Source organism: Pedobacter antarcticus (genome assembly GCF_900103515.1).
Taxonomy (GTDB): domain Bacteria; phylum Bacteroidota; class Bacteroidia; order Sphingobacteriales; family Sphingobacteriaceae; genus Pedobacter; species Pedobacter antarcticus.
Genome location: NZ_FNGZ01000007.1, coordinates 69,313 through 90,409 on the forward strand (window position 1 = coordinate 69,313; position 21,097 = coordinate 90,409).

The following is a 21,097-nucleotide window of genomic DNA, read 5'->3' on the forward strand; positions in this document are numbered from 1 at the left end:
TGGTTATAGTATTTGATTAGTTTTTATTCTCATCTTTTCTTAATCTTTTTTGCGATATTTTTAAAACTTGTTCTGCTACAGGTTCATTTAGTAGCAATTCAATTATTTTATCTGACAGCCATAAAACCAATAGTTCATTAATATCGGTATTGAAAAATTTTGCAAGTTTTTCAATATGTTTTCTTGGCAACAACCTTTCCCCGTTTTCTACCTTACTGATAAAAGCATTATCTAACTCCAAAGCTGCGCCAACTTCTCTAAGGAATAAACCTTTACTTTCTCTCAATTCTTTTATGCGTTTTCCAAATGTCATTTTGAATTTATAAGACTTGTCTAAATAAGTCAAATATAACAAAAAAACTTTAAAAAAATAAGGATTTAAGTTTCCCAATTATGCCACCCACAGCCAAACAATTCCTTTGACTGTCACTTTGTTATAACGCCTTTATTTCTGAAACACCTTTGTCACGAAAGCCCGCAAGGTGTGGGAAAGAATAACAATTTAATGTGTTTCAATTATGAAAAAACAGAGAAAAAAAGCTTTGCTGGCAGCCGTGGCTATGCTGTCGGGAATTGGTGCCTTCGCACAAGGAAATGGTACAGCCGGTATCAACGAAGCAACCCAAATGGTAACGTCTTATTTCGATCCTGCCACACAACTCATCTACGCCATTGGTGCCGTAGTAGGTCTCATCGGAGGTGTTAAAGTGTACAACAAGTTCAGTTCGGGTGATCCTGATACGAGCAAAACGGCGGCTTCGTGGTTCGGTGCGTGTATTTTCCTCATCGTAGCGGCAACCGTCCTTCGTTCATTCTTTCTTTAATCCCCTGCCTTATGAGTAATTATAACATCAATAAGGGTATTGGAAGAACGGTGGAATTTAAAGGGTTGAAAGCGCAATACTTGTTCATTTTCGCAGGTGGATTGCTCGGCACATTAATCCTGGTGATGATACTATATATGATCGGGGTTAATTCTTACATCTGTCTTTTTCTTGGAGCAGGTGGTGCTTCGCTGATTGTGTGGCAAACCTTCTCGCTGAACAGAAAATATGGCGAATACGGATTAATGAAAATAGCGGCTAATAAACGGCATCCTCGCTACATCATTTGTCGCAAGCCTGTACATCGTTATTTAAAATTTACCACTAAACCTAATGTACGATGATAAATACAGCAAAATCAACAACACTGGAAAGCAAGTTTCCATTATTGGCGGTAGAGAACAATTGTATTCTGTCAAAAGATGCGGACATTACTGCCTGCTTTGAAGTACATCTGCCGGAGCTGTTTACCGTGGCTTCTGCTGAATATGAAGCTATCCATTCCGCTTGGCATAAGGCTATCAAAACCTTGCCAGATTTCACGATAGTCCATAAACAGGATTGGTACATCAAAGAAAATTATGCGCCAGATCTGGCAAAAGATGACCAAAGTTTTCTAGCAAAATCCTACCAACGCCATTTCAATGAACGTCCTTTTCTGAACCATTATTGTTATCTGTTCCTAACTAAAACGAGCAAAGAGCGTATGCGAATGCAGAGTAATTTCAGTTCGCTTTGCAGAGGAACACTGATACCGAAGGAAATCAGGGATAAGGAAGTGATACATCGCTTTATGGAAGCCATAGCACAATTTGAACGTATCGTAAACGATAGCGGGTTTATCAAACTGCAACGGTTGACCGAAGACGAAATCATAGGTACAGATGGAAAGCAGGGATTATTGGAGCAATACCTAACATTATCAAGAGAAGTTGGAACACCGATGCAAGACATTGCATTGGGTGGCGAAGAAATTCGTATTGGTAACAAAAGATTGTGCCTGCACACTTTATCTGATACCGACGATTTACCCGGAACAGTATCTGCTGATACCCGTTTTGAAAAACTATCTACCGACCGAAGCGACTGCCGTTTGTCGTTTGCTGCACCTGTGGGATTGCTGTTAAGCTGTAATCATATTTACAACCAGTATTTGTTTTTGGATAATAGCGAAGCCAACCTGCAAAAGTTTGAAAAGTCTGCAAGAAATATGCACTCGTTGGCTCGCTACAGTCGGGCAAATCAAATCAACAAAGAGTGGATAGAAAAATACCTGAATGAGGCACATAGTTTTGGACTGTCATCCATCAGAGCGCATTTCAATATTATGGCTTGGTCAGATGATGCCAACGAACTCAAACAAATAAAAAATGATAGTGGTAGCGCTTTGGCATTAATGGAATGCAAACCACGCCACAACACTACGGATGTAGCAACACTATATTGGGCAGGAATGCCGGGTAATGCAGGCGATTTTCCGAGTGAGGAAAGTTTTTACACGTTCATTGAACCTGCTTTGTGTTTTTTTACAGAAGAAACCAATTACGACAATTCGCCATCGCCATTTGGCATTAAGATGGCTGACCGATTGACCGGAAAGCCTATTCATTTGGATATATCGGATTTACCGATGAAACGGGGTATCATCACGAACCGGAACAAGTTTATACTGGGTCCTTCGGGAAGTGGAAAATCGTTTTTCACTAACCATATGGTTCGCCAATATTATGAGCAAGGTGCTCACGTTTTGTTGGTTGATACTGGCAATTCTTATCAGGGTTTATGCGAACTCATCAAAGGCAAAACCAAAGGCGAAGACGGCGTTTACTTTACTTATACCGAAGATAATCCTATTGCCTTTAATCCTTTCTACACCGATGATGGTGTGTTTGACATTGAAAAAAGAGAAAGTGTTAAAACCTTAATACTTACCCTTTGGAAACGTGATGATGAACCACCGACCCGTTCGGAAGAAGTTGCATTATCAAATGCCGTAAGCGGTTACATCGAACGCATTAAACAAGATGATATTTTTCCATCCTTCAATGGTTTCTATGAATATGTGAAAGGCGATTATCGTAAGGTATTGGAAGAAAAACAAGTAAGGGAAAAAGACTTTGACATTGCCAATTTTCTCAATGTTTTGGAACCTTATTACAAAGGTGGCGAATATGATTATCTGTTGAATTCTGATAAACAATTAGACCTGCTTTCCAAACGCTTTATTGTGTTTGAGATTGATGCCATCAAAGACCATAAAATCCTCTTTCCAATTGTGACCATCATCATTATGGAAGTCTTCATCAACAAAATGAGAAGGCTAAAAGGTATCCGAAAACTCATCCTGATTGAAGAAGCCTGGAAAGCCATCGCCAAAGAAGGAATGGCTGAATACATCAAGTATTTATTCAAAACGGTAAGGAAGTTTTTTGGCGAAGCCATTGTGGTAACACAAGAAGTGGACGATATCATCCAATCGCCCATTGTAAAGGAAAGTATCATAAACAACAGCGATTGTAAAATCCTGCTCGACCAGCGAAAGTATATGAACAAGTTCGATGATATACAGGCAATGCTAGGACTTACAGATAAGGAAAAAGCGCAAGTACTTTCTATCAATATGAACAACGACCCATCACGACTTTACAAGGAAGTATGGATTGGCTTGGGCGGAACACACTCTGCGGTATATGCCACAGAAGTTAGTTTGGAGGAATATCTCGCATACACCACCGAAGAAACCGAAAAACTGGAAGTGATGCAACTCGCATCTGAACTGGATGGCAATGTAGAACTCGCCATTAAGCACATCGCTATGCAACGGCGTGATAGTGCAAATCAATAATTCATTAACAATTTAAAATTTAAGAAAATGAAAAAAATCATTTTTATGGTGTGTATGGCATTAACGCTTGCCGTAGCACCGTCCGCAAAAGCACAATTCGTGGTTACAGATCCTGCAAATCTGGCTTCTGGCATACTCAATAGTGCAAACGAAATTATACAGACTTCTTCCACTGTAAGCAATGTGATTAAGAATTTCAAGGAAGTAGAAAAAGTCTATAAGCAAGGCAAAGAGTATTACGACAAACTACAAGCTATAAACAACCTTGTAAAAGATGCCAGAAAAGTGCAACAGACTGTTTTGTTGGTAGGCGATGTTTCGGAAATGTATGTGCAGAATTTTGGCAAGATGATGAACGATCCAAATTTTTCGCCACAGGAATTGGTAGCCATCGGTAATGGTTATTCTTCATTGCTAAATGAAAGTACGGAACTGCTAAAGGAATTGAAGCAGATCATAACCTCATCCAGCCTTTCACTAAATGACAAAGAGCGTATGGATGTTATCGACCGTGTGTACAAGGAAGTGAAAGACTATCACAGCCTTGTTCGCTATTACACCAACAAGAATATCTCTGTCAGCTATTTGAGAGCGAAAAAGAAAAACGATGCCAAGAGAGTGCTTGATTTGTATGGAACTTCTAACCAAAAATACTGGTAAAAATGGAATGGAATAATCTTCACGAAGTACTGCGTTCGCTGTACGATGATATGATGCCACTTGCCGGTGATATGGCAGGAGTAGCTAAAGGTGTGGCCGGATTAGGCGCTTTGTTCTATGTGGCATTAAAGGTTTGGCAGGCTTTAAGCCGAGCCGAACCAATTGATATGTTTCCATTGTTACGTCCGTTTGCTTTGGGACTTTGCATTATGTTTTTCCCAACAATCGTGTTGGGAACCATCAATGCAATTCTCAATCCGATAGTAACAGGAACCCATTCCATTCTCGAAGACCAGGTACTTGACCTCAATAAATTGCAACAGCAGAAAGACCAATTGGAATACGAAGCAATGGTAAGAAATCCCGAAACTGCTTATATGGCATCGGATGAGGAATTCGATAAGAAATTGGAGGAATTGGGCTGGTCGCCTTCTGATGTGGGAACAATGGCAGGAATGTATATGGACAGGCAAGCCTACAAGATTGAGAAAGCAATAAAGGAATGGTTTCGCAATTTACTGGAAATACTTTTTCAGGCGGCTGCATTGGTTATTGATACCATACGAACATTTTTTCTGATAGTGTTGTCCATACTCGGACCAATTGCCTTTGCTATTTCCGTGTGGGACGGTTTTCAATCCACGCTCTCGCAATGGTTTACAAGGTATATAAGTGTTTACCTCTGGCTTCCAGTTTCAGATTTGTTCAGTTCGATGTTAGCAAGGATACAATCGCTGATATTGGAACGGGATATCGAAATGCTTGCCGACCCAACCTATATACCCGATACAAGTAATACCGTGTATATCATTTTTATGATTATCGGTATTGTAGGATATTTTACAATTCCAACGGTAACGGGTTGGATTATTCAGGCAGGGGGTGCCGGAAACTTTACCCGTAATGTTAACCAAACTGCAATGAAATCGGGAAATCTTGCCGGAGCTGGAGCTGGGTCTGTTGCAGGAAATATTGGTGGCAGGCTAATTAATAAGTAAATAAAATTAATCACTTAAGAAATGGAATTTAAAACACTCAGAAATATCGAAAACAGCTTTAGACAGATAAGGCTGTACGCCATTGTGTTTGCCGTTCTATGCATTAGCGTTGTAGGATATGCCGTATGGCAGTCCTACAGCTTTGCAACAGAACAACGCCAAAAAGTTTATGTACTGGACAATGGGAAATCATTGATGTTGGCTCTTTCGCAAGATGCGTCCATCAACCGTCCAGTTGAGGCAAGGGAACACGTAAGACGTTTTCACGAACTCTTTTTTACACTTGCACCCGACAAAAATGCCATTGAAAGCAATATGAAACGGGCGTTCAATCTTGCCGATAAAAGTGCCTTTGATTATTACAAAGATCTTTCCGAAAAAGGCTATTACAACCGTATCATATCGGGTAATGTACAGCAACGTATCGAGGTGGATAGTGTGGTCTGCAATTTCGACAATCATCCTTATGCAGTGCGTACTTACGCTAAGCAATTCATCATCCGTTCCAGCAATGTGACAAAGCGAAGCTTGGTAACGTCCTGTTTCCTTGTAAACTCTGTCCGTTCAGATAATAACCCGCAAGGTTTCAATATTGAAAAATTTGCCGTGGTAGAGAATAAGGACATTGAAGTTATTCAACGTTAAAATCAAAGATTATGAAACAGTTACTTGATTTAGACACATTCGTGAAAACACTGACAGATAAAGGATACAACAGTTACTTCCAAACGGAAGCATCTTATCCGGGCAAGTTAAAAGAAAGCATTAATGAATACTTGGAAGCCTCTCACAACGGTACGAAAAAACCGAATAGACATGAACTTTTTTTATTATCGACTTACCTCCAATGGAATGGAGATGACAAGCCGAGGATTGAATGTAATATGTGGATAAGACATAAAAACGGCATTTTCGATGTACAAAAGATGGACATTGAAAGGACAGACCGCTACGGACAACTATTGAAGAAATCAGAACTAACAAATCTTTCAACAGGTTCGGTTCCTACATTAAAGGAAGCCGTAGCCCAAGTATCTGAAGATCCTAAACAACACATTTCTTCCCAAAAAAGAGGGTTTAAAATGTGATAGCCAATAATAATTTAAGACATGAAAAAATTAAGAGCAAATATGGATAGGTATTTTAACAAGTTGGACGAACGATGGCGGGCATTACCCGTTGGAAAACAGCATAAATACACCTTATACTTTTTTATAGGCTATCTACTGCTTACCGCAGGAGTTATTTTAAAAGTATGGTATGATGCAGGCAAAGCCGATAACAATTTGGTCATTGAGCATATCGAAAATCCTGTTCTCAAAAAGAAAGAAAGTCCTGAAAAGCTGAAGGACACATTGACAACAATTTTTAAAAATAAATTTTATGAAAGAAAATGAAAAAAGGGTCAGCATTCTGGTTGAGGAAGGCGACCAAAACAAAGTATCCAACCTTACGGAGGATAAAAAGAGTGCCATTGAACGATTTAAAAAACCACTCATTTTTGGTTTAATGGGGATTGTTTTTATGGGTTGTTTATACCTGATATTTAAACCCTCGGCAGATAAAAAAGAAATGGAAAACATCGGACTAAACGATGCTTTTCCACAGGCTACCGAAGCAGGAATGCAGGATGATAAACAAAAAGCTTATGAGCAAGATATGCTGGAACAGAAAGACCAGGAAAGCCGAAATGCCCTAACTACGCTATCGGATTATTGGAATACCGATAGCACACAGCAGACTAAAGAAGAATTGCCCGAAGAAGACCAAAACAATGGTATGATGACTGGAAAATCGGGCACTTCTACACTAAACAGTTACCGAAATGCACAAAGCACATTAGGTTCATTTTATCAGGATAATAACAGCGAAACACAAGAACTACGCAGGCAATTGGACGAACTAAAAGAAAAATTGGCTGAAAAAGATATACCTGTCGGTGTAACTGTAAATGACCAATTGACGTTGATGGAAAAATCGTATCAGATGGCTTCAAAGTATCTGCCTTCGGGAGGAAATACCGAAAAACCTGTAAGCACCGACAGTGCTAGCCGAGGTTCTTCTTCAAATTCTCAGAAAGAATATTTTGTAGCATTCACACCTACAAGAAAGAAAGCTGTATCGGCTTTGTACAGAGAACCTACGGATAGTGCTTTTTTAGCCGACTGGAGCGAAAAAAAAAACCGAGGTTTCTATACTGCTGGAACAGTAGAGCAAGTCGCTCAACCAAAAAATAGCGTAAAAGCCAGCATACAGGAAACACAGACCATTATTGGCGAAAGCGGTGTACGACTGCGTTTGTTAGAACCTGCACAAACGCCAAACCGTACCATTCCGCAGGGAACAATTTTAACGGCAATCGGAAAGTTTCAAGGTGGCAGGTTACAGTTAAAAGTTACATCTATTGAGCTTGAGGGCAATATTATCCCAGTAGATATAACCATCTACGACCTCGATGGTCAGCAGGGTTTGTACGTTCCCTGTTCGCCAGAACGTAATGCAGTTACCGACATCGTAGCCAATATGGGAAATGCCACAGGTTCAAGCTTCAGTATGAACTCGTCAACAGGACAACAGATTGGTTCCGACCTCAGTAAAAGTGCCGTACAAGGTATTTCGGGTTATTTCGCCAAAAAAATACGAACACCAAAAGTTACGCTAAAAGCAGGACATCAAGTTTTCCTTGTTTCTAAAAAATAATATTGAACTCAAATAATTAAGAAAATGAAAAATCATATAAAAACTTTTTGGGCTTTTGCCCTTATCATCGGCTTTGCCGTAAACACTTTTGCACAAGACAGTATAAAAGCACCGCTAAATTTAGGCAAGATAGAACCGTACCAAATGCAAGTAACTTATGACAAGACTACTCATTTGATTTTCCCAACCGCCATACGTTATGTGGATTTGGGAAGCGAATACCTGATTGCAGGAAAAGCAGAAGATGCGGAAAACGTACTTCGTGTAAAAGCATCGGTAAAAGATTTCGAAACGGAAACCAATTTTTCGGTAATTACCAATGACGGTCGATTTTACAGCTTCAATGTATATTATAGTGCTTATCCGGAAGCGTTGAGTTACGATCTGCTGACAATGCAAAAAGCAGTGGATAAGGAAAATGGAAATGATGTGCTTTTTGAAGAATTGGGTAACAATTCGCCATCATTGTCAGGTTTGCTTTTGGAAACGATTTACAAAAAAGACCAGCGAATTGTAAAGCATATCGGTGCTAAAAGTTTCGGTATTCAGTTTATCCTAAAAGGAATTTACATACACAATGGCAAATACTATTTCCATACAGAATTGAGAAACCGTACCAATGTGCCTTTCGGAATTGATTTTATCAATTTCAAAGTAGTAGATAAAAAAGTAGCCAAGCGTACCGTAGTGCAGGAAAGACCAATGATACCATTACGTACTTATAAGCCATTGAATGAGATTGGCGGGAAAGCAATCGAACAAAACGTATTCCTTTTAGACCAGTTTACCATTGCCGATGACAAGGTTTTGCTGATTGAAATCTTTGAGAAAAACGGTGGCAGACACCAAACGCTTCAGGTAGAGAATTCAGATTTAATCAAGGCTCGACTAATTAATGATATGCACCTGAAATTTTAATAACCCTTTTAAAGTAATAATATGAGAAAGTATATCTATACCGTAATGTTCGTATTAATGGGCATTACGATTGCACAAGCACAACGAATGTTACCTAAGCAAAAAGGCTTGGAAGTAAGTGCCGGTGTATTATCTGGCGATAAAATCGGAAACGATTATTATATCAATTTAGCAATGACTATAAATGGCAAAAACGGCAATTACCAATTTTGGGCATTGGAATATACGCACCAATACCATTCTTATAAAGACTTGCATATTCCGCAAGAAACTTACACAGCCGAAGGCGGTTACAGTTTATTCCTCTTGGGTGATGCCCGAAAAAACATAACGCTAAATGCCGGAATAACTGGCGTAATCGGTTATGAAGCCATCAACCGTGGCGAAGCAATGTTGGATGACGGAGCGAAAATAGTGAGTGAGGACAATTTCATTTACGGAGCTGGTGGTCGGCTGACTTTTGAAACGTATCTATCCGACCGATTTGTGTTAGTCCTGCAAGGACGTACAAAGGTTTTATGGGGTACAGATATGAAACAATTCCGTCCGTCCGCAGGTGTGGCATTAAGATTTAACTTTTAAAAACGTATAATAATGACAGCATTTTTCAATCAATTCAAAATAGGATTACTGCCACTATATGTATTGTTGGCAATCCTCACAAGTTCGGTTACTTTGGTATCTTGTAGCAAAGATGACGAACTCGAAATACGGAACGATTTTCCTTTTGAAGTACAGGTTATGCCTGTTCCCAAAGACGTATCGAATGGGCAAACCGTAGAAATAAGGATGACAATAAAACGAAGCGGTAATTACAGCAATACACAATATTTTATCCGTTACTTTCAGTTTGATGGACAGGGAACTTTAAGATATTATAATGAACCTGCGTATCTACCAAACGATTTATATCCTTTACCAACAGAGCAGTTTCGATTGTATTATACTTCTACGTCCACTGTGTCGCAATCATTTGATGTATGGATTTCTGATAGTTTTGGAAATGAAAAGAAACTGAATTTTCAGTTCAATAGTAGTGATTAATAAATAAAATCCTGTCCGCAAGGCAGGATTTTTTTATGCTACCACGCTCACATTTTATATTTTTGTGATGTAGTGAAACAAATATTTTTTGTAAATTCATATGTAGAAATGTAATAGCTATTATTATGGTTGCATCATTAGTTATAGGGATACTATTTTTGGTTTTAGGCATGGCGCTTCGCTACTGGATTAATCGTAGAAAGTTTTACAGGCGAAGCCCTATAGGTGCTGAAAGCTTTTCCTCTTATGAAAAATCGGTTGGCATTAAGTTTATTGAGCGTGTTGGCAAGTGGATAGCTTATGCACTGATTATCTTCGGACTATTGTCATTATGGGTTTATTCCCGTGAAAAAGATGATAAGAAAAAGCAAAGTGTAGAGATAAAAACTGAACCGACCGACCAACGCAGATAATCATTTTTAAAATAAGGTTCTAAAAAAATCGGATAACCCAAAAGGTTATCCGATTTTTTTTTGCCGGTTAGTAAAAGCCAAATACTTCCTTTCAAAGCCAATCAATTCCAACTTTCCAAATCTCTTTTCAATCCTTTATAAATTCAACTTCCACAGAAAATTGAGAAGAAATGGAAGTAATCGCAATACAGAAATCCGCTTTGGATGGAATGAAAAATGAGTTGAAGGATCTTTTGGAAATGACCAAAGATGCTACTAAAAAATATGCCTCAATTTTCAATAAAGAAAAGTGGTTAGATAACCAGGAAGTGTGTTTGATGATGAAGATTACTAAACGTACTTTACAGACTTATAAGGATAAGGGCATATTGTCTTACTCCAGATTAAACCGCAAAAATTATTATAAACTCTCGGATGTAAAGACTTTGCTCGAAGCCGGACAGCCGTATAACACCTACACCGATGGATTTAATGACTAATGAAGCAGAAGAAATTATAGACCATCACGAAATGATAATCTTATTGAAAACCTATATTGAGGAAATACTAAAATATTACCGTCCTGTAATGAACGGTGAGATATACCTGTCTGGTCAGGATGTATGTGAAATGTTGCACATCAGCAAACGCACATTACAGCAATATAGGGATGACAAAATACTGCCCTTTATCCAAATAGGGGGCAAAATTATTTTTAAACAATCAGATATACTCACTGCACTAGAGCAGAATTATGTAACCAATAAAGCCGGTTATTAATCAATTTTTTGACCCAATTGGCTTTAAAGGTATGATGAGTATCAAAAGCAGTTTAGTATCTTTGTAACGAAATATAGAAAATCTTAAAGTGTTTTTACTTTAAGTCCCACATTGAAAACTGGTAATTTTTAGACAACGGGACAATAAGAAAGAACACCTATGCCATAGGCGTAGGTGCTCGCTTATTCGTTGTCGGGTATACCAGTACCTCAATGTGCGGTAAGTGTAGTGGCCTGCGCCTTATTTTTTGAAGGTGTCCACTAACAATAAAATCGATGTTATGGAAACAGATGCCCACCAAAAAGAAATTAGCGTAGCATTTATCAATGATAAAAGCCCAGTGCTGGATGAGATTTGTAAAAGTCTTGCTACCTCAGGAACAGAAATATTGTTCCGGTCAGAGAATATTAAAGACGGATTATTTCAATTATCAGCATTAAAAAACCTCCCACAAGTATGCGTAATTGACCTTGATTTTTACAGCAAGGTCATTCTCCAACAACTTCAAGAAATGAGGACACAACATCCTTCCATCAAACTTATTGCCCATAGTGATATTGATACAGAAAAAATTGTTAAGGCTATTTTGAAAATCGGCTTTGAAAGTTATCTTTTGGTTGGTAGCGATAGAAGCGATTTTAAAAAAGCTATCGAGAAAGTTTGCAATGGCTGATTAGAATATAAGTCTACCTTCTTGAAACTGTTATTCCAGATGTAGCTTTTTGAAGAAAATTTTATTTCTAAGGGTAGCATCATCCATCATTTTTTTGAAACTTATAACCTCAATGTACATATTGTAACCTCTTAAAAAGCCAAAATAACCTTCGTCATCGGGGCTTTTTGTCAAAGAATGTAGTTCTTCTGCAAACTCTCTTATTTTAGAGGTCAAATCACAAATAACGTAAGCATAAACTGGAGTAAAGTCGTTGACTTTAATTTTTTCAAGTCCTTCAGGCATTTCGTATTTTCCAGCCCGAATATCTTTTACATATTTTCCAATTTGCATAATTGGGTCATCATCAGTTTTATAAGCATCTCTTTTGGGACGTTTAAACTCAAAAATGGTAAGTGGGTTACTATAATTATTATCTCCGCTTCTGAAAGATTGCTTTTTGTCAAAAACAACCAGATCAGGTTCTCCTAAAGCATCTTTTTTTGTTGATATTTTCTTGTCTGATGCTACATATTCTGAAAAAATCAATCGCTCATCTAACAACCATAAATTGTGTTCTTGATAATCGCAATTTTCAGAAGTTTTACCCATCGGGAAAATCAGATTATGAATATCTTTTTCCAATTCTCCTTTTCCGTCTTCCTTTCGCTTTAATAATTGGCGGAATGCATCTAAAACAATTTTTCTGTTAAAAACATAATGAGCTAAATCACTTTTTCCTATTTCTGAAATTTTCGAGATAGCTTCAGCCATTTGTCCGTTATGAGAAACTTCAGGATCTGCTAAAAGAATTTTAAGTTCAGCTCTAGTTTTTTGTTCTTTTCTAAATTTGACCTCTTGCAAGGCAAGTTCTATATTTTCATCTTTTAGATGATAAGGAATTGAAGACATATCTAATTCATTCAGATATGGTTTATGCCAAGGAGCTAATTCATTGACATAATTTCTAATCTGTTCACTTTTTTTCTGAACACGTACCTGAACATCTTCTCCAAATGCTTCTTTCGATATTTCGCTTGCTTTCCTTTCCAAATCTGCTTGTCCGAATGGGAAGTACATATCTTTGGTGTCTTTTGGAAAATCAAAGGTTTCTCTCTCCAGCGATACATTATTATCCAAATAATCTCCTAAAATGTAAGTCTTGATGATATAATTCCTTTTTACTTTATTCTCATCCTCTTCAAAAAATTCATCTTCAAACTCAGGAATATATTTATGTAAAGGAGTATCGGTAACCTCTCGATTATGACCAGCCAAACTAACTTTGCTTTTTTGGTTTCCGGGGTAATAAATTTTGAAAACTTTTGCAACAAAATCAAATTTCTGTTGCTTATCGTCTTCAAGAACAAAATCTTTACTTTTCCATAGTTTTATTTCATTGATTTCGGTAAGAAAATCGTTTAAAACAATGGAATGATTTCCCTCTGCTTCCTTTAAAATAATAGTTGGGGGAGTGAAAGTGTCATTAATGAAATAAATTAATATTTTATCAAGAATTCTTCGAGCTATTGTTTCTATTTGCTTGTCAAAATTCTGTCCAGATTTAATGTTTTCGAGTGTTACACTGCTATAAGTATCAACAGCTTTGCTCAACTCAACTTTTTCATCCACAATTATCTCATATTCTCTCCCAAAACGGAAATAACGAGAATTTAATGTTGCGTTGCTATCTTTAAAAACACTGTTTACATAGACATTGTTGAAATACTTAACATACATAAACCTGCCGAAACCTTTTCCACCAATAGATTTTTTATACTCACTGTAAAATGTATCGAAACTATCTCTGTTTTCTTGGGTAAAGCCAATGCCATTATCTCGTATTTCAATTGTTTTTACGCTTGGTATGGAATTATCAATTTCGAGTACTTTTTCCCTGTGTAGAATTATTTCAATTTTGCCATTTTCAATTTTCTTCAACACAATTGACTGTATAGAATTTACAATGGCTTCAATAATAGGAGTGTAAATATTTGATTTACTGCGTATGTTATCAATAGTTCCTTGTATATTAATTCTACTCATTATGGGTTGTCAGTTTGTTTTATTAGTTGTAGGACACTTTGATAGCTTCTCGTATTTTTTTTGAACAAAGAGATATTACTTTTTGTAAATTTATAAAAAAAACTAGATGGCAATTGTATCAGTTATCAAAAAAGCTAAAGTATTTAGCTTTCGTCAATAATGCAGGTAATCATATTGTTTTCCAAAGTGAAGTTAATCTGTCCATATTTTTGAAAAGATTGTTTCTCTATATCGGTAGAAATAGGGAAATATTTTACGCCAATATTTATATTCGGTAAATTGAAAGTCCAGGATGATCTGATTTTGAAATTTTTACTGCACAAGCTTTGCTCTGATGAATTTAGATATTCTTTAAATTCAGCTATTCCATCCGTTTGTAAAATGGTTTTCCAATTCAACCGCTTCTCATAAACAAGTTCTTTATCAAGGTTTTTAGATATAGCAACCTCATCAAAACTATTACAAGCCTTTATAAAATCCCTGATAATTTTTCTTGGCAATTTTTCAATTTCTCTAATTTTTTTCTTTTTGTTCTCCAGATGCAATCTAAAATCGCCATCTACCAATTCAGACAATTTATTATATCCTGAATGAAAGGCTTCGAGTTGAGATTTATAAAGTCTATCTTTTAATATTTCAGCAGTGTTATCTTCAATTTTATTTTTGAAATTATCTAATAATAGAAATCCCTTTTCATCAGTTGCTTTGTTTATACCATCCACAACATTCACATAATAATATTGTTCTTTATCTTCAAATAAAACCTTGATTTTAGGATTGAAATTTGCAGGTTTATTGACTGATTTTTTAATAAGATATTTAGTTTCATCTAAAGGACTTTCCAGTGGTCTTCCCCAGCCATCAGTACAAAGTTCTGATTGGCATCTTGAAATTTGAACTCTGATTTCTTTGCGTCCTCTTTCAAGGTCTGTAGTATATTCGTAATCAGGGAAACAATTTAGTATCGCAGTATCCAATTCCCATTCTTCATAATCACTGGTAAAGTTTATTTGATAGCTATTTTCATATTCACAGATATAAACAGGGAACTGCAAGCTCTTTTCAATAATTTTTTGTTGTATTATTTCAATATCTGATTTTCGGTTTACAGATATAGCAATCGACGTTTCTATCATTGATGAGCTTTTTAAGGGTGGTTTTTTGAAGACGAAATAGCAACAAATTTAATGAATTAAAAATATCATTTAAAAAACGCTAAGTCAAAAACCAGACATAAAAAAGCGACGTTCTTTTGCTTCTTTTCTTTGGTCGCAGATGTGAAAAGAAAAGAAGTTCGCTAAAACCAAAAATGGGATAACAAATATCCCACGCAATAATAACGCAACCTGTTTGGTGAAATGTAGAGGAAGGGAACTGTGGAGCGGTGCATTTTGACAAAGGGGTTGCACCTAATTAAATACAAAAATGCGTTTCCGACCGAAGTGAGGAATTGCATTTTTGTCGCCCGATTTCTCGGGTCAGGCAACTTTTATCGGGTGGGTATTAAAATCTTTCAGATTGTGAAAAAAACCTCTGTATTCGGTCATTCCATAACGAAACAAGCCCCAAAGCAAAGAACAACCCATTTGTGCCAATGACGAATTGATAAACAAATCCTGCTTTTCTAATGCCTCAGATAAACTGCAACTTGGCGTGTCGTCCTGCTCTTCAGACTGTTTTAAAAGTTCGCCAAATTCATCAGTAATAAATGGCAGGCTTGCCACCGTTTCGTATTTCTCGGAATTGGGTTGTTTAATTGTTCCTATTGTAGATAGTAGCACTTGTCCTGTGTGCTGGCTGTTACCAAAATCTAACCAATAACGTGGGCGGTTGGAATAGGCTTTACCGTTGTTCAGAATATTCAAAATATCCGCAATCCCAAACCTTGCTTTTACGCTGTCCACGCAAGAAATATAAATACTTGCTCCTGCATTTTCGGGCAATTTATCTAAACGGTCTTTTTCAAATTTTACCGTTTCGGCTTTCCAATTTGTTCCCGAAAATCGGTTGGCTCTGTTGATTAATGCCACGGATTTGTACAATCCAATTTCACATTCTGCAAAACGCTGTCTTCCTAAATTTGCTTGGGTAATTACATCATCATCCCAAAGGCGGATTTGTAGTCCTGCGTGTCCCAACTCAATTAAACTGTGGTTCATTTCCATTAAGGCGGTTAAAACCTTTGAACCTGTTCCACCTGTACCCATTACATTTATCAAAATCGGATTGGTCGGATTGAGTAAACTGTTGTCCGTAAAATGGACTGTTATTTTTTCGGTGTTCATTGCAATAGGTTTTTAAGTGTTTTGTTATTTGGTTTCAATACTTCTTTTGGAAAGGGGTTTTCTGTACCAATTAGGTCTTTCCATAGTCTTACACAATTTCCTTTTATCGGATTGTAATTCCCCAATAAATGGCTGAAATAACTGTTGAAAAAATAACTTCCCCAAGCCTGTATAAATTCCTCCACCGAAGCCGAATTTTGAATATCAATATTTACGGTTCCCATACAAACGTTGCCGTTTTCATACAAATTGAAAAAAGGGGCGTAATGCAAAAGCGTTTTTTCTGTTGGTCTTCTGTCACTTGACAATGCAAAAACCGAAAGGCTGTTTTTATTGGCAAACCAAACCAATGGCGGTACTTTAGCCTTGCCATTGGGAATACCCAAACCGTTCACAAAATACAGTTGTCTTTGCTGTGCTTTGGTGTACCAAAGTACCGTACCTTTTTCGCTCGAATTGATGTGTAAAATGTTGGTTGGCAAAATTCCCTTTGGCTTTAAAAAGGCTTTGTTCTTTTCTTCATCGGTCTGTAATGATTTTGCCAATACATTGGCTTCTTTTACGGTCAAAGGGTGTGCATTGATAGGGTTTCCGTTTCTATCCATATCAAAATGCTCCACATACATATCTGTATTTACACCTTTGGTTTCATAAAAAACCAAAGCAGATTTTGGAAAATATAATGTTCCAAAATTCTCGGTGATGTCGTTTAAATTGTTCATTCTGCTGTCGTTTTATATTCATCTAATAAACCGCATAAATCGTTCAGTATCGGAAACAAGCGGTATTCAAAATCAAGGTTGGTTGCCGTTATTTCACTTCCGTCAAAGTGTTTGCTAATGGTGGGTTCTGCCATTGCTCCGTACTCATTAAATTCATTGTTAATGCTATCCGAAAGACTTTCATATAACCAACCTTTGGTATCTGCTACAAATGAAATGTACTTTTCCATTCCAATGGTTTCATTGTCATAATCATCATTGTAAGGGTCTTGTTCGGAAATGGGTGCGTTTTTGAAAATACTTGTTGTTGGATATTCCGTAAAAAGTTCAAAAACTTTACAAGCCAATTGCCAACATTCTTGGTCAAATTCATCAAGGCTTTTGAAGTTGTTCAAACGCTGTTCAAATAATTCTAAATTGATACGGTTGAATAATTTCTGTTCCATCTTGTCGCCAATTTGTTCGGCTTGCCTTAACTCGCTTTTGTATCTTTCTGTTTCGCCCATTTCATCGTCTTGTTCCACCCAATCGGTCATCATTTCATACATCCAAAATAGGTAGCTATTTTCTTGTCTGTAATACGGAATATCCACAATGTGATACAGATAACTGCATGCGGAAACCAATAATTGAGCGGTCTTTTTACGCCTTTTGTCGTTGAGCATTTTAAAGAGTGGAACGATAGGGATATAATACAAGGTCGTTCTTGTATCGTATCGTTCCTCGCTAACAAAAAAGGTTTTCTTACTATCCTGTACCAATTGCAAACTATCCCAATTTAAATGGGTACGTTTTAACTTGGTTTCTATATCCCACATCGCCAAAGCTATATTGTAGGGATAACCGTAAATCTGTGTCTGCATCGGCTCAATGCCATAATGCTCGGCAAGTTTGGAAAGGGATTGATAAAAATTCCGCTCTGTTTTTACTGTTTTCTTACAAGTTTGTACGGATTGTTCCGTTTTCAGTTTAGGCAGGAATGCCGACTTTAGAAAACCATTGGCAACATCGCTATTGGTACTGCTTTCCGCTTGTCTTTCTGCACTTCGTTTGCATCTTTTGGTCTTTGCATCCATTGTGCGAACTCGTTTAACTGTCGGTGTAATTGCCGTTGTCGTTTCTGTTCGGGTATGCTGATAATTCCCGATAGGATATGTGGTTGCATAATTCATCGTTTTTATTTTTGGTTTAACCTTTTGTACCCATTACGCTTTCAAATTTGTACTCAACCGCATCGTCTTTTATTTGCGGTGCTGATACTTTTGCCGTTGTCAAAATAGGGTACATATTGGCGTAAAAATTCATTACGGCTTCCACGCTCCAACGTGGTTCTGGGTCGGTCAGTTTGATGTCCTGTCCTTTATCTTTGAGTATGAAAACTCGCTCTAATTGCGTTGCTAATAACATAAATCTGATTTTTTGGATTAATACTCTTGTTCTTCTTCGTCAGTTTCATCAGTAGGATAATCTACTGTAACTTCTTCCGTCTGTTGCAGTTCGGGTTTTGCTTCTTCCATTACTCCAAAAAGGCTCGGTGTTGCAAACTTGTCAGACAATGCGTTTTTACGTTTGCGTATCTCGTCCGCTTTTTCGGGAAACTCCGTTATCTCGGGTACTTTCATCCACGCTTCACGGAATTTGCCCTCTTTTTCTAACTCGTCCGCCTTTGCCATTCCGTCTTTAAATTTCTTGTCTTTGGCTTCCTGTTCTTTCTTCTGTTTATCGGCTTTTTCTTTCTCCATAGCCGATTGTTTTTTGACTTCTTCTAATTGTTTTAGAAATTTTCCCATATCCACCATTAAACCCGAAACGGTTTTGATGGGTGCGGTTATCTGCTCAAAAAAACCATCGTCAAACTCTTGGGGTGTTGCGTTAAATGTTAGTGGCGGAATTAAGTTTTTGGCGTTATCTCCGCATTGTTCGTTGTTGAGGATAACCGAAACGATTAGGTTATTTTCTACTCCTTTTGAAATGTTCAGTTGTAATACTCCTGTAAAGTCCAACTGTGCTATCTGATTGAAAAAATTAGTATTCATTGCTGTAAAATTTAAGATGTTGTTAATTGTGCTTTGATTGCTCTTAGTTTCTCGTACATATCCGACCAATAGGTTTTTTGCCTTTTGTCAAACTCCGAAAAATTGCTGTCTTCGTGGCGATATTCTTTGTATCGTCTTGCTATTTTTATGGCTTCCTTTAAATCTGTTACTTCGATTTGACAACCATTTATGTCTGTTATTTTCATAGCTGTTGGATTAATTAATTTGTGCTATTTGTTCAATCCTACCATATACGATGCTTCTAAGGCTTGTCTTATCGGGTGCATTGTATTCTGCCCAATTGCCGTATTGCTTCACTACATAGTTTTTCAAAACATCTTCAAAACCAAACCTATAACCTTGCAAGGGAACTGCTTTTTTGAAATAGGCATTTCGGTTTACTGCTTCTGCAAGCCAATTCTTTTCGGCTCGGTTCATTTTTTCGCCTTTGTTCAGTTTCTCTCTCAATAGATAAACCTTTGCAAATTGTAGGGTTTCCAATTCGGGTACATCATAGCGGACAAACTTGGTGGCTATTATTTTCGTTTCCATTATTCTTGTTTTTAAGGTTGATGATTGGCTATTTTCTGCTCTAACAAGGTTTCCAAAATCTCGCAATCGCTGTTGTATTCTTTACCCTCAAAATGATAAGTATCGGTTTCTTGGTCAAATTGAAATTTCTCAAAATCCTCGTCTTCCAAATAAATATCTGTGAGTAGCTTGTCAGCACATGTTGCTCTACCATATATCAAGCAACCCAATTCCTCATAATCCTGTATGAAATTCACTTTATAGTGTTCTGCTATTCTTTGTACCACTTCTATATTAGGTGACCATTTTGTTTCGTATTGAAATACGTCTGTATCGCCTTCGTACTGGTAGGTAGCAAAGAAATAACCTCCGTTATCTTCCGAAATAAAGTCGGGTAATTGTCCACAGTTTTCTTTTAGTTCTTGTTCTGCCATTAACTTGAATAGCTTCTGTATCTGTTCGATTGCTTCGGGTGTGCCCTCGAAAACAACTGTATTACTGCACCAATTTGCCATAATGTTAGTTTTTATAAGGCTACCACCGTTTAAAGCGGTAGCCTATAGTTATTTAATTAAGGTTTAAGATTTCCGCACCATCCGTTGCAAAAGAGGTACACAAGTCAAATGCTTTCTGTGATTTGAGTTGGGCAGTACCACCCAATACAATACTCTGCAACTTGGCTTCATCATTTTTGTAATTGCGTACATTCTGATAGTAGCCTGTAACGGCATTGTACGCTCCGAACAATGTGCCTTTTGTGGTATCCATTTGTTGCGTGTCGCTTATCATCGCATAAGAAAAAGCATCATCAACGGTATTTTTAAACAAGGTTGAAATTTCATCTTCTGCACCTTTTTTAATTAAGTCAAGCGTTTCTTTATTTGGGCAAAGTGCTAATTGGATTAGCTTTCTTACTTCTCGGTCTGTTACTTTTACGCTTGCCCACTCATTAAAAATACCCTCTAATTGGTTGCTCAAAGTGTTCGCCAGTCCCATAATTTTATGGGCGTTTTCGATACGTTGTTTTGCTCCCGAAGTATGTTTGATACGGACTACATTGGTCATACTGCGTAGCGAAGCATTCAGCGTATTTTGGCAAACAATTCTGACAGGTGTAAATGCGGCTGTGATACTTCCGCTACCATCGTGCGAAGTAGTTAGGAAAATGTATTTTTCTGTTACATCATCACCATTACCTACACGGATATAGTCGGGCAATTTGGCTGTGATAAATATGCGCTCTCCGTTGCCTAACGCTCCTGCGGTTTCATACAGAATACCCTCGCCACCGCCTACAATAGCATCAAAGAAATTAAAGGCTTCACGGTTTTGTACGATGTGGTAATCCTTACCAACCACACCTAATACTGCATTGTTATCGGTGCGTATGTTGGCGAAATAGTTAGGTACTTCCAATTCACTACTGCCTATCTCAATGCCGTTTGCCGTTTCGATAATACCCGAACCTTTGGTAAATAGTGGTGATTTTACAACTTCGTAATCTAACCCTGCGTGTTTGATAGCTTCCTCGCTTGTTGGGTATTGCTCCACGATTTGCCCCAAACCGTGCCACGCTTTTTGTTGTACGCTAAAGAATGAATAACGTCCTGTTCTCTCGTTGAAATTGATATTATGTGCCATGATAAAATGATTTTAAAATTTTA

The 21,097-nt window shown here is 37.4% G+C and carries 28 protein-coding genes; 16 read left to right on the forward strand and 12 right to left on the reverse strand.

Annotated features, from left to right (window positions below; genetic code table 11):
- Positions 1-16: 16 nt before the first annotated feature.
- Positions 17-313, reverse strand: a complete 297-nt coding sequence (locus BLR53_RS14385) for a helix-turn-helix domain-containing protein (RefSeq protein WP_074590872.1) — start codon at positions 311-313, stop codon at positions 17-19.
- 205 nt (positions 314-518) lie between these two features.
- On the opposite strand from BLR53_RS14385, the gene BLR53_RS14390 reads away from it, so the two are divergent.
- The 16 genes from BLR53_RS14390 to BLR53_RS14465 all read left to right on the forward strand — a co-directional run bounded on the left by BLR53_RS14390 (position 519) and on the right by BLR53_RS14465 (position 11,834).
- The gene (locus BLR53_RS14390) at positions 519-824 is read left to right on the forward strand and encodes a DUF4134 domain-containing protein (protein ID WP_074590696.1); all 306 of its coding nucleotides are present in this window, start codon (positions 519-521) and stop codon (positions 822-824) included.
- Between the two features lie 11 nt (positions 825-835).
- Complete coding sequence (locus BLR53_RS14395) at positions 836-1,168, forward strand: DUF4133 domain-containing protein (protein ID WP_074590698.1); 333 nt, start codon at positions 836-838, stop codon at positions 1,166-1,168.
- Positions 1,165-3,669: a TraG family conjugative transposon ATPase gene (locus tag BLR53_RS14400; RefSeq protein WP_074590700.1), complete on the forward strand. Its 2,505-nt coding sequence runs from the start codon at positions 1,165-1,167 to the stop codon at positions 3,667-3,669. The genes BLR53_RS14395 and BLR53_RS14400 overlap by 4 nt, the downstream gene beginning before the upstream one ends.
- 27 nt (positions 3,670-3,696) lie before the next feature.
- Complete coding sequence (locus tag BLR53_RS14405) at positions 3,697-4,329, forward strand: DUF4141 domain-containing protein (protein WP_074590702.1); 633 nt, start codon at positions 3,697-3,699, stop codon at positions 4,327-4,329.
- A gap of 2 nt (positions 4,330-4,331) precedes the next feature.
- A complete protein-coding gene (gene traJ, locus BLR53_RS14410; RefSeq protein WP_074590704.1) occupies positions 4,332-5,327 on the forward strand; it encodes a conjugative transposon protein TraJ in 996 nt (331 codons plus the stop codon).
- Between the two features lie 21 nt (positions 5,328-5,348).
- Positions 5,349-5,972 (forward strand): conjugative transposon protein TraK, encoded by a 624-nt coding sequence (gene traK / locus BLR53_RS14415; RefSeq protein WP_074590706.1) that lies wholly within the window; start codon positions 5,349-5,351, stop codon positions 5,970-5,972.
- Between the two features lie 11 nt (positions 5,973-5,983).
- Positions 5,984-6,415: a hypothetical protein gene (locus BLR53_RS14420; RefSeq protein ID WP_074590708.1), complete on the forward strand. Its 432-nt coding sequence runs from the start codon at positions 5,984-5,986 to the stop codon at positions 6,413-6,415.
- A gap of 21 nt (positions 6,416-6,436) precedes the next feature.
- On the forward strand, positions 6,437-6,724 hold the full coding sequence (locus BLR53_RS14425) for a nitrogen regulatory IIA protein (RefSeq protein ID WP_074590710.1): 288 nt from the start codon (positions 6,437-6,439) through the stop codon (positions 6,722-6,724).
- A complete protein-coding gene (traM, locus tag BLR53_RS14430; protein WP_074590713.1) occupies positions 6,711-8,027 on the forward strand; it encodes a conjugative transposon protein TraM in 1,317 nt (438 codons plus the stop codon). The genes BLR53_RS14425 and traM overlap by 14 nt, the downstream gene beginning before the upstream one ends.
- 24 nt (positions 8,028-8,051) lie before the next feature.
- Positions 8,052-8,945, forward strand: coding sequence for a conjugative transposon protein TraN (gene traN / locus BLR53_RS14435; protein ID WP_074590715.1), 894 nt, complete (start codon positions 8,052-8,054; stop codon positions 8,943-8,945).
- Positions 8,946-8,966: 21 nt separating this feature from the next.
- Entirely contained in the window at positions 8,967-9,527 is a 561-nt protein-coding gene (locus BLR53_RS14440) for a conjugal transfer protein TraO (protein WP_074590717.1), read from the forward strand.
- 12 nt (positions 9,528-9,539) lie between these two features.
- Positions 9,540-9,989, forward strand: a complete 450-nt coding sequence (locus BLR53_RS14445; RefSeq protein WP_074590719.1) for a DUF3872 domain-containing protein — start codon at positions 9,540-9,542, stop codon at positions 9,987-9,989.
- Positions 9,990-10,114: 125 nt separating this feature from the next.
- Entirely contained in the window at positions 10,115-10,402 is a 288-nt protein-coding gene (locus BLR53_RS14450; RefSeq protein ID WP_074590721.1) for a molybdenum ABC transporter permease, read from the forward strand.
- A gap of 170 nt (positions 10,403-10,572) precedes the next feature.
- Entirely contained in the window at positions 10,573-10,881 is a 309-nt protein-coding gene (locus BLR53_RS14455; protein WP_074590724.1) for a helix-turn-helix domain-containing protein, read from the forward strand.
- A complete protein-coding gene (locus BLR53_RS14460) occupies positions 10,865-11,161 on the forward strand; it encodes a helix-turn-helix domain-containing protein (protein ID WP_074590726.1) in 297 nt (98 codons plus the stop codon). The genes BLR53_RS14455 and BLR53_RS14460 overlap by 17 nt, the downstream gene beginning before the upstream one ends.
- 280 nt (positions 11,162-11,441) lie before the next feature.
- Complete coding sequence (locus BLR53_RS14465; RefSeq protein WP_074590728.1) at positions 11,442-11,834, forward strand: ANTAR domain-containing protein; 393 nt, start codon at positions 11,442-11,444, stop codon at positions 11,832-11,834.
- Positions 11,835-11,864: 30 nt separating this feature from the next.
- Here the strand turns inward: BLR53_RS14465 and BLR53_RS14470 are convergent, their stop codons facing one another.
- The 11 genes from BLR53_RS14470 to BLR53_RS14520 form a co-directional block, all read right to left on the reverse strand.
- Positions 11,865-13,859, reverse strand: coding sequence for an ATP-binding protein (locus tag BLR53_RS14470; RefSeq protein ID WP_074590730.1), 1,995 nt, complete (start codon positions 13,857-13,859; stop codon positions 11,865-11,867).
- Positions 13,860-14,002: 143 nt separating this feature from the next.
- Positions 14,003-14,995 (reverse strand): hypothetical protein, encoded by a 993-nt coding sequence (locus BLR53_RS14475; protein WP_074590732.1) that lies wholly within the window; start codon positions 14,993-14,995, stop codon positions 14,003-14,005.
- A gap of 342 nt (positions 14,996-15,337) precedes the next feature.
- Complete coding sequence (locus tag BLR53_RS14480; RefSeq protein ID WP_074590734.1) at positions 15,338-16,144, reverse strand: PRTRC system ThiF family protein; 807 nt, start codon at positions 16,142-16,144, stop codon at positions 15,338-15,340.
- Complete coding sequence (locus tag BLR53_RS14485) at positions 16,141-16,866, reverse strand: PRTRC system protein B (protein WP_074590736.1); 726 nt, start codon at positions 16,864-16,866, stop codon at positions 16,141-16,143. The genes BLR53_RS14480 and BLR53_RS14485 overlap by 4 nt, the downstream gene beginning before the upstream one ends.
- On the reverse strand, positions 16,863-17,942 hold the full coding sequence (locus tag BLR53_RS14490) for a hypothetical protein (RefSeq protein WP_244889529.1): 1,080 nt from the start codon (positions 17,940-17,942) through the stop codon (positions 16,863-16,865). The genes BLR53_RS14485 and BLR53_RS14490 overlap by 4 nt, the downstream gene beginning before the upstream one ends.
- Positions 17,943-18,054: 112 nt before the next feature.
- Positions 18,055-18,273 (reverse strand): PRTRC system protein C, encoded by a 219-nt coding sequence (locus BLR53_RS14495; protein ID WP_074590740.1) that lies wholly within the window; start codon positions 18,271-18,273, stop codon positions 18,055-18,057.
- Positions 18,274-18,290: 17 nt separating this feature from the next.
- Complete coding sequence (locus BLR53_RS14500) at positions 18,291-18,902, reverse strand: PRTRC system protein E (protein WP_074590743.1); 612 nt, start codon at positions 18,900-18,902, stop codon at positions 18,291-18,293.
- A gap of 11 nt (positions 18,903-18,913) precedes the next feature.
- On the reverse strand, positions 18,914-19,108 hold the full coding sequence (locus BLR53_RS14505) for a hypothetical protein (protein ID WP_074590745.1): 195 nt from the start codon (positions 19,106-19,108) through the stop codon (positions 18,914-18,916).
- A 10-nt stretch (positions 19,109-19,118) separates the two neighbouring features.
- Positions 19,119-19,454, reverse strand: coding sequence for a molybdenum ABC transporter ATP-binding protein (locus BLR53_RS14510; RefSeq protein ID WP_074590747.1), 336 nt, complete (start codon positions 19,452-19,454; stop codon positions 19,119-19,121).
- Positions 19,455-19,465: 11 nt separating this feature from the next.
- Complete coding sequence (locus tag BLR53_RS14515; protein ID WP_074590749.1) at positions 19,466-19,948, reverse strand: DUF1281 family ferredoxin-like fold protein; 483 nt, start codon at positions 19,946-19,948, stop codon at positions 19,466-19,468.
- 52 nt (positions 19,949-20,000) lie between these two features.
- A complete protein-coding gene (locus BLR53_RS14520) occupies positions 20,001-21,074 on the reverse strand; it encodes a DUF932 domain-containing protein (RefSeq protein ID WP_074590751.1) in 1,074 nt (357 codons plus the stop codon).
- Positions 21,075-21,097 lie beyond the last annotated feature (23 nt).

What these genes read in the sequence shown, in the direction of transcription:
- BLR53_RS14440 (WP_074590717.1), top strand. Translation starts at nt 8,967, where the DNA reads ATGAGAAAGTATATCTATACCGTAATGTTCGTATTAATGGGCATTACG.
- BLR53_RS14475 (WP_074590732.1), bottom strand. Translation starts at nt 14,995, where the DNA reads ATGATAGAAACGTCGATTGCTATATCTGTAAACCGAAAATCAGATATT.
- traN (WP_074590715.1), top strand. Translation starts at nt 8,052, where the DNA reads ATGAAAAATCATATAAAAACTTTTTGGGCTTTTGCCCTTATCATCGGC.
- BLR53_RS14450 (WP_074590721.1), top strand. Translation starts at nt 10,115, where the DNA reads ATGGTTGCATCATTAGTTATAGGGATACTATTTTTGGTTTTAGGCATG.
- BLR53_RS14495 (WP_074590740.1), bottom strand. Translation starts at nt 18,273, where the DNA reads ATGTTATTAGCAACGCAATTAGAGCGAGTTTTCATACTCAAAGATAAA.
- BLR53_RS14465 (WP_074590728.1), top strand. Translation starts at nt 11,442, where the DNA reads ATGGAAACAGATGCCCACCAAAAAGAAATTAGCGTAGCATTTATCAAT.
- BLR53_RS14405 (WP_074590702.1), top strand. Translation starts at nt 3,697, where the DNA reads ATGAAAAAAATCATTTTTATGGTGTGTATGGCATTAACGCTTGCCGTA.
- BLR53_RS14445 (WP_074590719.1), top strand. Translation starts at nt 9,540, where the DNA reads ATGACAGCATTTTTCAATCAATTCAAAATAGGATTACTGCCACTATAT.
- BLR53_RS14390 (WP_074590696.1), top strand. Translation starts at nt 519, where the DNA reads ATGAAAAAACAGAGAAAAAAAGCTTTGCTGGCAGCCGTGGCTATGCTG.
- BLR53_RS14385 (WP_074590872.1), bottom strand. Translation starts at nt 313, where the DNA reads ATGACATTTGGAAAACGCATAAAAGAATTGAGAGAAAGTAAAGGTTTA.
- BLR53_RS14455 (WP_074590724.1), top strand. Translation starts at nt 10,573, where the DNA reads ATGGAAGTAATCGCAATACAGAAATCCGCTTTGGATGGAATGAAAAAT.
- BLR53_RS14505 (WP_074590745.1), bottom strand. Translation starts at nt 19,108, where the DNA reads ATGAAAATAACAGACATAAATGGTTGTCAAATCGAAGTAACAGATTTA.
- BLR53_RS14395 (WP_074590698.1), top strand. Translation starts at nt 836, where the DNA reads ATGAGTAATTATAACATCAATAAGGGTATTGGAAGAACGGTGGAATTT.
- BLR53_RS14485 (WP_074590736.1), bottom strand. Translation starts at nt 16,866, where the DNA reads ATGAACAATTTAAACGACATCACCGAGAATTTTGGAACATTATATTTT.
- BLR53_RS14400 (WP_074590700.1), top strand. Translation starts at nt 1,165, where the DNA reads ATGATAAATACAGCAAAATCAACAACACTGGAAAGCAAGTTTCCATTA.
- BLR53_RS14500 (WP_074590743.1), bottom strand. Translation starts at nt 18,902, where the DNA reads ATGAATACTAATTTTTTCAATCAGATAGCACAGTTGGACTTTACAGGA.
- BLR53_RS14510 (WP_074590747.1), bottom strand. Translation starts at nt 19,454, where the DNA reads ATGGAAACGAAAATAATAGCCACCAAGTTTGTCCGCTATGATGTACCC.
- BLR53_RS14420 (WP_074590708.1), top strand. Translation starts at nt 5,984, where the DNA reads ATGAAACAGTTACTTGATTTAGACACATTCGTGAAAACACTGACAGAT.
- BLR53_RS14515 (WP_074590749.1), bottom strand. Translation starts at nt 19,948, where the DNA reads ATGGCAAATTGGTGCAGTAATACAGTTGTTTTCGAGGGCACACCCGAA.
- traJ (WP_074590704.1), top strand. Translation starts at nt 4,332, where the DNA reads ATGGAATGGAATAATCTTCACGAAGTACTGCGTTCGCTGTACGATGAT.
- traM (WP_074590713.1), top strand. Translation starts at nt 6,711, where the DNA reads ATGAAAGAAAATGAAAAAAGGGTCAGCATTCTGGTTGAGGAAGGCGAC.
- BLR53_RS14480 (WP_074590734.1), bottom strand. Translation starts at nt 16,144, where the DNA reads ATGAACACCGAAAAAATAACAGTCCATTTTACGGACAACAGTTTACTC.
- BLR53_RS14490 (WP_244889529.1), bottom strand. Translation starts at nt 17,942, where the DNA reads ATGGATGCAAAGACCAAAAGATGCAAACGAAGTGCAGAAAGACAAGCG.
- traK (WP_074590706.1), top strand. Translation starts at nt 5,349, where the DNA reads ATGGAATTTAAAACACTCAGAAATATCGAAAACAGCTTTAGACAGATA.
- BLR53_RS14425 (WP_074590710.1), top strand. Translation starts at nt 6,437, where the DNA reads ATGAAAAAATTAAGAGCAAATATGGATAGGTATTTTAACAAGTTGGAC.
- BLR53_RS14470 (WP_074590730.1), bottom strand. Translation starts at nt 13,859, where the DNA reads ATGAGTAGAATTAATATACAAGGAACTATTGATAACATACGCAGTAAA.
- BLR53_RS14460 (WP_074590726.1), top strand. Translation starts at nt 10,865, where the DNA reads ATGGATTTAATGACTAATGAAGCAGAAGAAATTATAGACCATCACGAA.
- BLR53_RS14520 (WP_074590751.1), bottom strand. Translation starts at nt 21,074, where the DNA reads ATGGCACATAATATCAATTTCAACGAGAGAACAGGACGTTATTCATTC.